Source organism: Paenibacillus hamazuiensis (assembly GCF_023276405.1).
Taxonomy (GTDB): Bacteria; Bacillota; Bacilli; order Paenibacillales; family NBRC-103111; genus Paenibacillus_AF; species Paenibacillus_AF hamazuiensis.
The window spans coordinates 5547789-5560671 of record NZ_JALRMO010000001.1 but is presented as its reverse complement, the minus strand read 5'-3'; the positions used below and the strand labels follow the sequence as shown (position 1 = coordinate 5560671).

At 52.5% G+C, this 12883-nt stretch carries 13 protein-coding genes; 9 read left to right on the top strand and 4 right to left on the bottom strand.

What is annotated here, in order from left to right:
* Positions 1-51 precede the first annotated feature (51 nt).
* From MYS68_RS24225 to MYS68_RS24215, 3 genes are all read right to left on the bottom strand, one after another.
* The gene (locus MYS68_RS24225; RefSeq protein WP_248928303.1) at positions 52-714 is read right to left on the bottom strand and encodes a nitroreductase family protein; all 663 of its coding nucleotides are present in this window, start codon (positions 712-714) and stop codon (positions 52-54) included.
* Positions 715-838: 124 nt separating this feature from the next.
* Positions 839-1312, bottom strand: coding sequence for an RrF2 family transcriptional regulator (locus MYS68_RS24220; protein ID WP_248928302.1), 474 nt, complete (start codon positions 1310-1312; stop codon positions 839-841).
* Between the two features lie 163 nt (positions 1313-1475).
* Positions 1476-2765, bottom strand: coding sequence for an S-layer homology domain-containing protein (locus tag MYS68_RS24215; protein WP_248928301.1), 1290 nt, complete (start codon positions 2763-2765; stop codon positions 1476-1478).
* 238 nt (positions 2766-3003) lie between these two features.
* On the opposite strand from MYS68_RS24215, the gene MYS68_RS24210 reads away from it, so the two are divergent.
* The 4 genes from MYS68_RS24210 (at position 3004) to MYS68_RS24195 (ending at position 5361) form a co-directional block, all read left to right on the top strand.
* Positions 3004-3510 carry a VanZ family protein gene (locus MYS68_RS24210; protein ID WP_248928300.1) on the top strand — a complete coding sequence of 169 codons (507 nt, stop codon included), beginning with the start codon at positions 3004-3006 and terminating at the stop codon, positions 3508-3510.
* 77 nt (positions 3511-3587) lie between these two features.
* A complete protein-coding gene (locus tag MYS68_RS24205) occupies positions 3588-3917 on the top strand; it encodes a hypothetical protein (RefSeq protein ID WP_248928299.1) in 330 nt (109 codons plus the stop codon).
* Positions 3918-3987: 70 nt separating this feature from the next.
* Positions 3988-4389 carry an Rrf2 family transcriptional regulator gene (locus MYS68_RS24200; protein ID WP_248928298.1) on the top strand — a complete coding sequence of 134 codons (402 nt, stop codon included), beginning with the start codon at positions 3988-3990 and terminating at the stop codon, positions 4387-4389.
* Between the two features lie 81 nt (positions 4390-4470).
* Entirely contained in the window at positions 4471-5361 is an 891-nt protein-coding gene (locus MYS68_RS24195; protein WP_248930998.1) for a class I SAM-dependent methyltransferase, read from the top strand.
* Positions 5362-5535: 174 nt separating this feature from the next.
* Here MYS68_RS24195 and sleB read toward each other — a convergent pair whose 3' ends face one another.
* A complete protein-coding gene (gene sleB, locus MYS68_RS24190) occupies positions 5536-6183 on the bottom strand; it encodes a spore cortex-lytic enzyme (RefSeq protein ID WP_248928297.1) in 648 nt (215 codons plus the stop codon).
* A 347-nt stretch (positions 6184-6530) separates the two neighbouring features.
* On the opposite strand from sleB, the gene MYS68_RS24185 reads away from it, so the two are divergent.
* The 5 genes from MYS68_RS24185 to MYS68_RS24165 are packed head-to-tail and all read left to right on the top strand — an operon-like array spanning position 6531 to position 12756.
* Complete coding sequence (locus MYS68_RS24185) at positions 6531-8225, top strand: efflux RND transporter periplasmic adaptor subunit (protein WP_248928296.1); 1695 nt, start codon at positions 6531-6533, stop codon at positions 8223-8225.
* Positions 8226-8249: 24 nt separating this feature from the next.
* Positions 8250-8972: an ABC transporter ATP-binding protein gene (locus MYS68_RS24180; protein WP_275983514.1), complete on the top strand. Its 723-nt coding sequence runs from the start codon at positions 8250-8252 to the stop codon at positions 8970-8972.
* The gene (locus MYS68_RS24175) at positions 8969-10159 is read left to right on the top strand and encodes an ABC transporter permease (RefSeq protein WP_248928295.1); all 1191 of its coding nucleotides are present in this window, start codon (positions 8969-8971) and stop codon (positions 10157-10159) included. Before MYS68_RS24180 ends, MYS68_RS24175 begins: the two co-directional genes overlap by 4 nt.
* 31 nt (positions 10160-10190) lie before the next feature.
* Complete coding sequence (locus MYS68_RS24170) at positions 10191-12410, top strand: hypothetical protein (RefSeq protein WP_248928294.1); 2220 nt, start codon at positions 10191-10193, stop codon at positions 12408-12410.
* Positions 12411-12459: 49 nt separating this feature from the next.
* Complete coding sequence (locus MYS68_RS24165; RefSeq protein ID WP_248928293.1) at positions 12460-12756, top strand: hypothetical protein; 297 nt, start codon at positions 12460-12462, stop codon at positions 12754-12756.
* Positions 12757-12883 lie beyond the last annotated feature (127 nt).

Here is a 12883-nt window from a genome sequence, read left to right as displayed (position 1 = left end):
GGCACCTGACCACCGGATCCGGTCGGGCACTCGCAGTCTTTTTCATTTTCTTTATGCCTTGGGCATTTCGTTAAAGAACGTCACGTCTTCAATTGGCAGCCTTGTCGTCGGATGTCCGGGCTTCGCCGCCTTACCCAGGGCGATCAGCATAATCGGAACATACCGCTCTGAAATACCGAATGCTTCCATGAACTTTTCTTTGTCGTAGCCGCCCATCGGGACTGTATCATAACCTTTGGCGCGGGCGACGAGCATCAGCTGCATCGACACCAATCCGCCATCGGTAACAACGATTTGGCGGACGGCATCAGTCGGCATGTTCGTGAACATAGCGGTATATCGTTCAACGAACGATTTAGCCGTTTCCGCAGGCATGTAGCCGGCCTCAACCGTTTGACCGTAAATTTTCTCAGCCAGCTTATAGCACTCCAAGTCCCCGAGAACGGCAATGACAGCCGAAGCTTCAACCACTTGCTGTTGGTTGAACGCGATCGGAAGCAGCTTTTGCTTCAGTTCCTGCGAATCAATGACGAGAAACCGCCATGGCTGAAGGTTGGCTCCTGAAGGGGCCAGCGCGGCATTCCGCAATATTTCGCTTAATTCCTCACGCGAGATCTTGACTTCGGGATCATAGCTGCGGACAGATCGACGTCCTTTAATGACATCGAAAAAAAGTTGTTGCTCTAGCGTTTGAGACCGTTGTGAGACGGACATGGTTCTCTCCTCCTTGGAAAATGAAAATGGCGAATCATTACTGTGGAAAATTCCGCACAGTTAGATGCAAAAAAATGCTAACTGTTAAAGATATTTCACAGTATAGCGCCCACGTTAAAAACTGTCAATTCCGATGCTCTAACTTGTCGAGCCTCCTCGCCAAATCGGCGATCGTATAATTCTTGAGTACTTCGCGCATGCTCAGGTCCAATTCCTCCGTAATATCGCTAAGGACCGTTTTCATTTGGATACCTAGCGGATGCGTTCCTGTTTTATCGACGATTCCAAAGCATAACGGGCTGCTTACCTGAAAAGCGTCGTATACTTCCACCAACGTAATCGATTCCGGGTTCTTTTTCAGTCGGTAGCCGCCGTCCCGTCCCTCCCGCGTTTCGAGCAGTCCTTCTCGTGAGAGAACGGCGAGAACCCGCCGCAGCAGAGTTGCCTCCGACTGCAGATAAGCTGCGATATCAACGCTCGGACACATGAGCATTTGTTCCCTTGATAAAATAATAAGAGCTTGAACCGCCAGTCCAAACCATTTCGGTTGGTGGTTGCCCGTGTATTTTTCCGCTTCAATGTCGTTCTTTTCTTTCACGCTCGGATGAATCCTCCTGCTTCCATATGTTATTTGCATTGTACCGCGAAATTATCTGCAGGAACAAGAGTAAAGAGTGCGTAACAAGATAAAATTGAGACTTGAGCATATTATTTGCGAACACAAAGGCATACCGAAACGGTATGCCTCATCGGGTTTCTGTTCAGCTGCCGGACCCGCCACTCGGCAAACGATCCAGCAAAGCCGCGGCTTCGGCGCGGGTGACCGTTTTCTCCGGCGAAAAATTGCCCTGGTCATCGCCTTGAATCCATCCGTTGTTTACCGCTGTCGCCACATACACGCGCATAGACTCCGGGATGCTGCTTGCATCGGCGAACGTGCCGCTGAGCAACTGACCGGCCGATGCTTCGTCCATCAGGCTGAGCTCCGGATTTTGCCTCAGCAGCGCTTTAACCAGAACGACCGCGACATCCTCTCTCTTCATCCCCTCGCCGGGGTTGAAGGAGCGTTCCCCTTTTTCATCCGACTTGGTGTCAAAGAATTCCTTGGTTGCCTTTATGCTGTCGTAGGACCATCGCGATTTAGGAACATCGGAGTAGTCATCGGCATCCTGCGGCTCAGACGTTAATTTAAAGCTGCGGGTAATCATCGCGGCGATTTCTTCGCGGGTGACGGTGGTATCGGGATGAATCCGTTTGTCTTGATCGCCTTGGAGAACGCCTTTCGCCGCAAGATTTTTCAAATAAGCTGCAGCCCAATGGCCTTTAATATCGATCAGACCTTCGCCATCCTGTCCGTAAACTCTGGCCGTCACCGTATCGCCCCCGCCGAATCGATGGTCCTGCTGCTTATCCCCGCCCAAGGCGGAGGGCGCCGGGCGATCCGTCCGATCCGGGCCGGAAGGGAGGCTTGCCGAACCTGCGGCGCCTTCCAGCAGCCGCTTCAACCGGTCGGAAAGTCCCGATTTTTGCCGATCCGCTTGATCTTGGGCGATTTTTCCGGCAGAGACTTCGGCATCGATCGAGGCGCTTTCGGCGTCCGTCAGCTTCTGCAAAAACTCGTCCGCATCCACGCCTTGGTCTGCAGCGATCTGCAGCAAGGTTTTGCCGGCTTGCAGCGAATCCGTCACTGTGCTTTCATCCAGACCGAGCACAGCGGCGGCAAGCTTAACGATGTTCGCGTTTCCGGAGCCATTCATGTTCGGGCGACCGCTCGCATTTTGCGGAGCGCTCTTGTCTTGAGAAACGCCCGTGCGATCTTCGTTGCCCTGGGAGAGCTTGCCGTCCTCCAGCTGCCGATTCATCCGGTCCGCCATCCCGCTTTCCGGTCGGGTTTGATCGCCGGGCGGTTTAACGGGAGTCCGGATTCCGGCCGGCAGCGCGTCCGTTTGATTGGCGAAAGCGCCGGCTGCAGCGTACGCCTCGTTATGTATGAGTCCTCCGAAGCTGAAGATGCAGGAACTCAGGATGGTGCAAACAAGCATTTTTTTCATATACAAGGTCACCTCTTGGAATTAGTAGTTACATGAAGCATCATAAACTCCCTGTCTGAATGCGCGCTGAGGATCGTCTGAATAATGATTGAGAGAAAGCTGATGATTTCCTGAATTTTCCGCAGATCAGCAGGAAAGCTGGAATATTTTCAGCATCGGTTCAGCCCGGACTCAGGTTACATTCATGCGGCAGCATTATCATTTCAGGCAACGAACAAGATCCGGAAGGAGAATGCTTATGAAAAAGCAATGGAAGCTCGGAGCCTGGCTCATGCTGATGCTGGATATCGTGATAACGCTAAAGTATACATGGCTGAGGGAGAGCGTTTCATTTATGTATGCTCAGCTGATGAATGTCCGCACAGCGGCGGTGTGGACGTATCTGGACTCGGAAAAATGCAATCTGGTCCCTTTCCGGACGATCGGATATTATCTTTTCGATTCCAGCCATGCTTGGACGTCCATCGTCAACTTGGGCGGCAATGTGGCGGCTTTTATGCCGATCGGGTTTCTGATTCCGCTCCTTAGTGCCAAACGAAAATCTTCGCTATGGTCGATTGCCGCCATAAGCTTCGGCTACAGCTTGCTGATCGAAACGGGACAGCTCTTGATGGAAATCGGAGCGTTTGACGTGGACGATCTGATATTAAATACGCTTGGAGGATGTGCCGGACTTATGGTACTGAAGGTTTTCATCCGGATCGCTTTCCCCTCATCCGTCAAATTACTATCGGTGAATCGTTAGATTAAGTAATATTTATACAACCATATGGTTGTATATGGTAAACTGGGATAAATGTTCGGTTTTCGGAGGGTATTTAAATGGAAGTGGATTTAAAGCAGAAAGTTTTACTGGCTTTTTATATGGAGTATCAAAAGGATTTGTCAAATTTATTGAAAATAAATCATGAATATATCGGTGTAAGCCGCGATCTTTTTATAACGGCGTTGGGCAAACTTGAAAATGAAGAATTAATGATATTCGAACTAAGATATCCGATGAATGACTCGCAAATATTATCCTACGTGTCTATCACACGTCGTGGGATAGAATATATCGAGAAAAAATTTGAAATCGATTCAACTCTAAGCGGCTCGGAGAAAATAATGATTATTGAAAATACTCGTGTTAATCTCAATGAAAGCCGCTAAGACTTGACATTGTCCATTGCAAAAGTTATCATGGATAAATAAAGTCTACGATCGAGGTGAACACTGCGCAATGAAGTTTTCGAAAGCGACGAACTATGCCCTTCACACCATGCTCTTTCTTGCCGCAGCCACCCCGAATAAGCTTATCGGCGTACAGCAGTTGGCGGATCGGCAAGGAGTTTCGCCTACTTATTTATCCAAAATACTTACCAAGCTGGTCAAGGCAGGAATGATCGAATCCACTTCGGGTGCCAACGGCGGATACAGGTTAAAGCGGAATTGGGAAGAAATTTCGTTCCTTGATATCATTCATGTGATTGAAGGCACAGCCTCCTTATTCGATTGCGATTTGAACCATGGAACCGAATGTTTGATTCAGAAGGTGATGGTATCGGCGGAAGAGGAAATGGAGGACTATCTGAGAAAGCAGAAAATGTCTGAGCTTGCCAAAAAAATAACCGTTGTTTTATGACGAACGGCTTTTTTTTTTAAAAATTATTACAGATATAAAGAATCCTTAAAATCCATATAATCCTGAAAGGGGATATGAATGATGACAAACGAGTTGTTTAATGAAAACGTTTGGGAAAAAGCTTGGAAGGAAGATAGGCATACGGCAGTGAACAAGATGAAACAAGCCGGAATTGATCCGGTGCACACCTTTGACCATAAGGCAAAGGCATTTAACGAGCAAGCGTTTAACGAGGAAGGCCGGCAAAGAACAAAACGGATTATGAATTGGCTGGAGGGACAGGGAGTAACATTCAAGGATAGGTCCATTTTAGACATTGGAGCGGCCTCGGGCGGATTTACAGTGCCGTTTGCGGAGAGAGGGGCCAGCGTTACTTCTGTGGAGCCTAATCTTCCTTTGGTCGGGCTGCTGAAAGAAAATATAACGGGAATAGCCAATGGGAACGTTGAAGTTGTGGCCGAGCCGTTCGAAAATATCGATATTGAAGCGAAGGGGTGGAGGAAATCCTTCGATTTGGTATTCGTCTCCATGTGCCCGGTTATTGCCGATTGGGAAAGTGTGGAGAAGGTGATGAGCTGCGCACGGCAGTTTTGCTATATCAGTCTGTCCGCCGGCTCCAGGGAGCACAGTCTGGTAGATGAAATTTGGCCGCTGGTCGCGGATCGGCCCAAGAAATCAACCGAGCACCTGGAAATGGCTTATTTGTTTCATTTATTGTTTCTGAAAGGCTATTCCTATCAGTCGCTCGTAACCCGGGAAATGAAAACCACGGTGGTGTCCAAGGAAGCGGCGCTTCAGGAGGTTATGGACTGGCTGAAAATTTTCGGACTGCCTTCGGACGACCGGAACCGGAAAATCGTCGCCGAGTATTTGGAGCGGACTTATCCGACCGACAGAGTGGAAATCCGGCAGGGCGGGCGCTTCGGCAAAGTGCTGATTCAATTGCAGGATCAGAACATGTATACCGGATAATGTAAATTTCCAAGATGGTATCACAATCCCCGAACAATTTACGCAGCTGTGTCGGTACTAGTCTTCGCATCGCAATCGCAGCTGTTGCATCGGGGAAATAACCCATTTGTGTATAGACAGGAGTTAAAAAAGGCACCTTTCCGCTCAGGGAGGTGCCTTTTTCTTTCGAAACAGTTACTTCGCAAATATATGTTTGCCGATTTTGACGGTTTGCGGGCGCGACCAGATCCAGGCGCTTGTCGCCGTATCCGGATTGAAATAATAAAGCGATCCGTAAGTCGGATCCCAGCCGCGGACGGCATCCTGGGCGGCCAAATAGGCGGTGCTGTTCGGTGTCAGCCAATATTGGCCGTCGTCTACTGCTGTAAAGGCGCCAGGTTGAAATACAACGTCGCGGATGTTGCCGGGAAACTTGCCGGATTGAATCCGGTTCATTACGACTGCGCCGACGGCGACTTGTCCTTTGTACGGTTCCCCTCTGGCCTCACTGTATATGATATGTGCCATTATATCCATTTCTTGCCGGTTCAAGCTGTATTTCTTTAGAGCCTTCCAAGTCGAACTTCCGGCGACGCCGTCGGCGGGAAGTCCGTAGCTTTGCTGAAACTTGCGAACGGCGGCAGCGGTGGCTGCGCCGAATTTTCCATCCAGCGGCTCTTTATAATAACCCATCGCTTTCAAACGGAATTGCAGGTCCCAAACGTCCCCGTTTTGGCTGCCGTACGATACTTGGGTCGGCGTCTGGGCGTGCGCGCTGTGCGGAACGACGGTTCCCGTAAGCAAAATGGCAGTCAGGAAGGCGAGTGCTTTCCAATATTTCATGGTTCATCGTCTCCTTTCTGTGTCGATTATAGGAGACGGCCTTATATCGTTCAACCCACATATTTTGGATTACATGTACTTTTCCCCGGAAAACCGGTGCTTATTCGAATCAAGCTGAAAGTTTGCTGAAAGTTTGCTGAATAATGGTTGAAGGCGGCATCTGTGCCGGTTTGCGCTTTTTATAAGAAAATCCAGCAATCATGCGGGTTTATCGCATTAAGAAATCTTTCAGCTAACGATCAAGCTGGATTCAGATAACCCCTTCATAATGAAAACCATGAGCAGGATTTATCCAGAAAGCACGGCGAAATAGAGAAAGTTCAGTTTATGTCGGGAGGCAAATGTCCATGAAAATCGGCAAAAAAGGAGTCATCATCACCTTGGTCGCTGTGCTGGCGTGCGGTGGCGGTACTTACGCTTATTTGTATAAAAACCCTTTGAAAAGCAAACAACAAACGGCTGTGCAGGAAACGACCTACACGGTGAGAAAAGGCAGCATCCGCGCGACGATTTCCGGCACTGCTCAGCTGGAACCGCAGGAACAGCAAAGCATCGTCGCTCCGAAAGAAGGGATGATCAAAACGATCAACCTGTCGCGCAACCAAACCGTGAAAAAAGGCGATTTGCTGCTTGAGATTTACGATTCCGATCTGGAGGCAAGGCTTGATCAAGCGAAGCTGACGCTCAGCCAATACGAATCGGACATGCAGGATCTGCAGGCGCAAGCCGCGGCGCTCAAGACCATAGCTCCGGTCGGCGGCAAGCTGATCCTGTCCACCAATATCAGCGAAGGAGCCAGCGTCTCCAAAACAACGAAAATCGCGACCATCGCCGACAGCCAAAACTTGACGGTCACGCTCCCTTTCCTTCAGGAAGAAGCTTCGCAAATCCATGAAGGCGATACGGTACAGCTCACCATCGACGGCTATATGCTGACGAAAACCGGCATTGTGAGCTCCGTATCTTCGGGGGTCAAGTCCGATGCGAAGGGGAACCGGCTTGTGGACGTGTTCGTCCGCGTCGACAACGACGGGTCGATGGACGCGGGGCAAACCGTTAAAGGAACCGTAACCATCGGCGGCTTGAAGGTGGACTCCAAAGCCCAAGGGACACTTCAATATAAAACAACGGTGAACGTTCTCGCCGGCGTTTCCGGCACGATCGATCACCTGGCGATCAAGGAAAACCGAATAGTGAACAAAGGCGAACTTATCGGCACGATCGTCAGCGATACGCTGCAGAAAGATATTACGAACAAGCAAAACCAGATTACCCAGCAGACGAAAACGGTGAAGGATCTCGAGGATCAAATGGAGAAGCTGAAGGTTTACGCTCCGTTCGACGGCATCTTCTCCACCGACTTTGCCGATCAGAAGAAAAACGTGCTCGCTTCTTATCCGGTCGGAACGACGATTGAAAACAATGTCGCGCTCGGCGCGGTAGCGAGCCTCGACTACCTGCAATTACCGATCAAGGTCGACGAGCTGGATTTGCCGAAAATCCAGGTCGGGCAAAAAGCCGAAGTGAAGGTTGATGCGGTTCCGGGCAAAACGTTCCAAGGGGAGGTTACGCAAGTATCGACCGTCGGTACGGTCAGCAACGGAGTAACGACTTATACCGCGGTCGTGACCTTGAAAAACACGTCGGAGCTCAAGTACACGATGACGGCGACGGCGGATATTTTGATCCAGGATAAAAAGGATGTGCTTGTCGTCCCCGTGGAAGCGGTCAAGCAGCGGAACGGCAAGCGGGTTGTTGCTTTGAAAAAAGCCGACGGTACGATCGAAGCGGATCACGAAGTGAAGATCGGCGCGAACACGAGCACGCTGATCGAGATTACCGACGGTCTCAAGGAAGGCGATACGATCGTCATCCAGGGCGCAACGCAAAGAGGAAAGCTGTCCGAGCAGGAAATCCAGCAAATGCGCAACCAGTTCCAGCAGGGCAACCGGAACAGCGGCAGCACGGGCGGCAATAACAGATCGAGCAATACGGGCGGAGCAGGCGCAGGAGGTTTCGGAGGTCCGCCGCCGGGATTCTAATGGCCGAAGGGAGGGGAACCCCATATGAGCATGATTGAGCTTAAGGACATCCGTAAAACGTATTACCGGGGCTCCGAGGAGCTGCCGATTTTGAAGAGCATCTCGCTTTCCGTAGATACCGGGGAATTCGTCGCAATCGTCGGTCCGAGCGGGTCGGGAAAATCGACGCTGATGAATACGATCGGCCTGCTCGACGTGCCGACCTCCGGATCCTACACGCTGGACGGCGTCGCTACCGAAAAAATGTCCGACGATGCGCTCGCGGAGCTGCGCAACCGGAAAATCGGCTTTATTTTTCAGCAGTTCAATTTGCTGCCGCGGCTGACCGCACTGGAAAATGTGGAGCTGCCGATGATTTATTCCGGCGTTCCGAAGAAGGAGCGAAGAGAGCGCGCGCAGCAGATGCTGGAGAACCTCGGCATGGGGGCCCGTTCCGATCACCGCCCCAGCCAGCTGTCGGGGGGGCAGCAGCAGCGCGTGGCGATTGCCAGAGCGCTCGCCGTAGGTCCGTCGCTGCTGCTGGCCGACGAACCGACCGGGGCGCTCGATTCGAAGACCGGGCAAGAGGTGCTGGAGCTGATGCTTCAGCTCAACGAATCGGGCAATACGATCGTGCTGATTACGCATGACCTGCACATTGCGGAGCATGCCAAAAGAATTGTAACGATCCGGGACGGCCTCATCGTCGGAGATATGATCAATGAACGGCAGTCGCCGGGCAAAGAGGCAATGGAGGCGACGGTATGAAAATCACCGAATTGATCCAGATGGCGCTCAGAACCGTTACGGCCAGCTGGATGCGGACGCTGCTTACGATGCTCGGCGTCATCATCGGCGTAAGCTCGGTCGTTACGCTCGTATCGATCGGCAGAGGCACGTCGGCGCAAATCGAGCAGCAGTATGAAAACATGGGAACGAACCTGCTTGTCGTCAACGTGATGAACCAGGGGCGCGCCACACAGCTCGACTACAATGAAATTATGAAATTCGAAGGATTTCCGGAAATTAACGGCATCGCCCCGTCGGTGTCCTCCAGCCTGAACGTCAAATCGAGCGTGAAATACGATACGGAGGACGATTCGAAATATACGGTGATGGGGACCAACGAGCGGTATTTGTCGATTTTGAAGTCGACGCTCAAGGCAGGGCGGTTTGTTACGGAGGCGGACCTTGATCTGCGGACGAATGTGGCCGTTCTCGGTGCCAATGTGGTGGATGCGCTGTTCGGCAGTGTGAATCCGATCGACAAGACGATCAACGTGAACGGTATCCAGTTTACGGTGGTCGGCACGCTGAACAAGAAGGGCTCCAGCCTCGGCGGCACGTCGGCCGACGACATGGTCATCGTTCCGCTGACGACTGCACAGCGCCAGCTTGGCATCGGCAGCATTCGCACCGCATATGTCGAGGCCACGTCGAAGGACGATATTACAACGGCGCAAAACACGATCACCTCTTTTTTAACCTATAAATTCAAAAGCTCGAACGGCTTCCGCATTCTCAACCAGGACCAGCTGCTGACGGCGCGGACCGAAGCGGCGAGCACGCTCACCAGCCAGCTCGTCAGCGTTGCCTGCATCTCGCTGCTTGTCGGCGGCATCGGCATTATGAACATCATGCTCGTGACGGTCAGCGAGCGGACGCGGGAAATCGGGATCCGCAAATCGATCGGCGCCAAGCGGCGCAACATCCTGATGCAATTTCTCGTCGAGGCGGTCGTCATCAGCGGCTTCGGCGGGCTGATCGGCCTCGTGCTCGGGGTCGGGCTGGCCAAGTTATGGCCGCTGATCAACCCGAAGCAAATGACCATCATTTCTCTTGATATTTGTATGTACGCCTTTTTGTTTTCCGTCCTTGTCGGCATCATATTCGGATTGTATCCGGCGAACAAAGCCTCCAAGCTGCGGCCTATCGACGCTCTGCGCACGGACTGATCCTCATTTTAAAAATTCAGGAGGTACTCCCATGAACATACATCGACCCGATCTTTGGAAAACGGCGCGTATCGTCCTTACCGCATTTCTTGTTTTTACGCTGCTGTGCCTGGCTTTTGCGGTTTGTCCGCCGAACACGACATATGCGGGCAAGGAAGGGGTATTCATCAACAGCTCGGTTTATTTTACCCTGGAGGATGTGACGCTTTCCCAAGGCACCGATACCCAGATGATGAGATTTAACGTCAAACTGAATAACGACGGCGAATCCACTGTAGATTTTAACCACTACGGCGTTAAAGTGACGTCCGCCGCCGGCGGCAGCTACTACGCGGAGCTGAGCCAAAAAACCGACGCTCTGGTTGCCGCGCATACGGGCGCAAACTTCTATTACGTGGCCACCGTTCCGGGCGGGCTGGCTTCCTCCGACCTGAAGGTCACGATTTTTGAACGGAACGGCTCGCAGCTCACTGACATCGGATCCCTCAGCGTAGCCAATGCGCAATCGCTGCGCGAGCAGGCTCATCAGCTCGTCGTCAATCTGGCCGATGTGGACACGACGCTGACCGGCAGCTCTTTCGTCGCCTTCCAGGCGGTTAAGGCGATTGCGGTTCCGAAGGACGGCAAGTGGGATATTTCGGTCGACGTTACGGCGTCCCCTACCGGTTCGGAGAGCGTAACGATTCCTGCCGGGCTCAAATATTTGCTTCAGGACGGGCAGGGCAGAACGTTTCTGATGACCGCCAATGCGGTTGACGGAACCACTGTAGGTGTCGGGCAAACCAAGCATATTCTGCTGACGGCCACCATGGAAACGCAGCCTGACGCAAGTGCGCTCGCACTGGTCTTGTCCCGCGACAATTCCGTAGTCTCCGCGTTCGGCAAGCTGGCTTTGGCATCATTGTTCCAGCTGAATCAGCCGGGCGAGAAGGTGAGTTATGCGTTCCAGGACCGGCAGGGCATTTCCCTGGAGGTTCAGAAGGCCGAGCAGCAGGAGGTTTCCGGGAAAAAACAAGCCGTGATTACAGCGGTGCTGCATAACGACGGCAAAACGACGCTGCAGTCGCCGACTTTGCAGGGTACGCTCATTTCGAAAGCCGATACGCTCGCCGTGAATGCCACAACGGTCATGACACCGGAAACGTACATCGTGGCAGGGGAAGCCGGCGTCTATAAGTTCGCTGCAGAGCTGCCGGACGGCGCTTCCCCGGATCAGCTGCAGTTTGTCATTTCCGAGTCGCGAAGCTCTTCGGGTTCCTCGAATGCGAATTCAAACTCCAGTTCCGGCTCAAGCGGCTCAAGCAGCTCCAGCTCGTCCCAGTCGTCGACGTCTTCCGGCTCGTCGAGTCAAGCAAGCGGGTCTTCATCATCCGCGGGCAGCACGTCCGGTGCGATTCCGATCATCGCCGTCAGCTTGTCCGGAGGTCTGGCCTCCGTCACGGATATGGGGCAGCTTCCGCAGTACACATTGGGCCAGCCTTTCGTGTTTAACGCAGGCAGCCATCTGATTGATTCGAATTTGGAGATGTCGGTCGTCGAGCTGAACGCTCATACGAATGCGGAAAACGGGTTCCAGACGGTTGTCGCCAAATTCAAGCTTTTGAACAAGAGCAGCGATACGCTGGCATTGCCTTCGTTCGATACGTCCTTGACTGACGCGTCGGGCACCTCGTATCCGGGCACGAAGCAAACGACGACGCTGACTCAGCTGATTCCGAATACGGCTTACGTCTACAGCTATTCGTATCTGCTTCCACCTTCCGCAACAGGTACGTTCAAGCTGAGCATTTTGGATCCGTCGAACTCATCCAAGATCAAGGTGCCGATCTCCGAATACCAGGTGGCGGTGAGCCAAACCGGAGAGGAAGATCCGACCGCGCCGCAGAAAGTGCTTTCCGTTTATCCGTTCAACGTGAAAATCGAAGACTGGATTTTGTCCGAGCAGTATAACAGCGGAAGCTATTATTACAAGCTGAAGCTGAACCTCGATGTACAGAAAACGGATGAGGTCATCACCGACGACTCGTTCTCGACGCTCGAGTTTGAGGTGGTCGATTCGCTCGGCCGCGTGCTCGGCAGCACGACGCAAACGCTGCAGGGCGCAAACAAGCTGATCAGCGGCATGCAGACGATCGATTTCGGCAGCATCAAGTCCGAGCAGTTCGAATTCCCGGTGACGATCCGGATTTACGAAGATATCCCTACAGCTGGCGGTTCGGCCAAACGTTTGGTCGCAACTTTGAAGCAATAAGGCAATAAACAAAAGACGTCCTGTCGAGGCGCCTTCGAACGTCGCGATCATGGGGCGGTACATCCTGAAGCCGTCGATTCTCACCGTGCTGGAGACGATGGAGCGGGGAACGGGAGGCGAGTACCAGCTGACCGACGCCCTGCGCATCGCCTGCCGGGCCGAAGGGTTGATGGCGCTGGACATGCGGGGAGAGCGTTACGATGTGGGCGACAAGTTCGGCTGCGTCAAAGCGATCCTCGAAATGGGCCTGACGCGCAGCGATTTGCGCCCGCAGCTGCTGGAGCTGATCCGTCAGCTTTCGCAGGAGAAGGCCCGAAGTGCGCCGAAGAAAAGAGCCGCCATCTAAAAAATGAAGCCGTCCCGCTGGGGCGGCTTCTTCATTCTTAAAGCTCCCTGAATGAACGCTGAACGTACCTGAGCCCGCCGTTCAGCGACATTTCAGCCCATCGTCAAGTTCAATTCAGGATGATGCA

Excerpts from the sequence above, each read along its gene's own strand:
- MYS68_RS24225 (WP_248928303.1), bottom strand. The coding sequence starts at position 714 with ATGTCCGTCTCACAACGGTCTCAAACGCTAGAGCAACAACTTTTTTTC.
- MYS68_RS24215 (WP_248928301.1), bottom strand. The coding sequence starts at position 2,765 with ATGAAAAAAATGCTTGTTTGCACCATCCTGAGTTCCTGCATCTTCAGC.
- MYS68_RS24210 (WP_248928300.1), top strand. The coding sequence starts at position 3,004 with ATGAAAAAGCAATGGAAGCTCGGAGCCTGGCTCATGCTGATGCTGGAT.
- MYS68_RS24205 (WP_248928299.1), top strand. The coding sequence starts at position 3,588 with ATGGAAGTGGATTTAAAGCAGAAAGTTTTACTGGCTTTTTATATGGAG.
- MYS68_RS24200 (WP_248928298.1), top strand. The coding sequence starts at position 3,988 with ATGAAGTTTTCGAAAGCGACGAACTATGCCCTTCACACCATGCTCTTT.
- MYS68_RS24195 (WP_248930998.1), top strand. The coding sequence starts at position 4,471 with ATGACAAACGAGTTGTTTAATGAAAACGTTTGGGAAAAAGCTTGGAAG.
- sleB (WP_248928297.1), bottom strand. The coding sequence starts at position 6,183 with ATGAAATATTGGAAAGCACTCGCCTTCCTGACTGCCATTTTGCTTACG.
- MYS68_RS24185 (WP_248928296.1), top strand. The coding sequence starts at position 6,531 with ATGAAAATCGGCAAAAAAGGAGTCATCATCACCTTGGTCGCTGTGCTG.
- MYS68_RS24180 (WP_275983514.1), top strand. The coding sequence starts at position 8,250 with ATGAGCATGATTGAGCTTAAGGACATCCGTAAAACGTATTACCGGGGC.
- MYS68_RS24175 (WP_248928295.1), top strand. The coding sequence starts at position 8,969 with ATGAAAATCACCGAATTGATCCAGATGGCGCTCAGAACCGTTACGGCC.
- MYS68_RS24170 (WP_248928294.1), top strand. The coding sequence starts at position 10,191 with ATGAACATACATCGACCCGATCTTTGGAAAACGGCGCGTATCGTCCTT.
- MYS68_RS24165 (WP_248928293.1), top strand. The coding sequence starts at position 12,460 with ATGGGGCGGTACATCCTGAAGCCGTCGATTCTCACCGTGCTGGAGACG.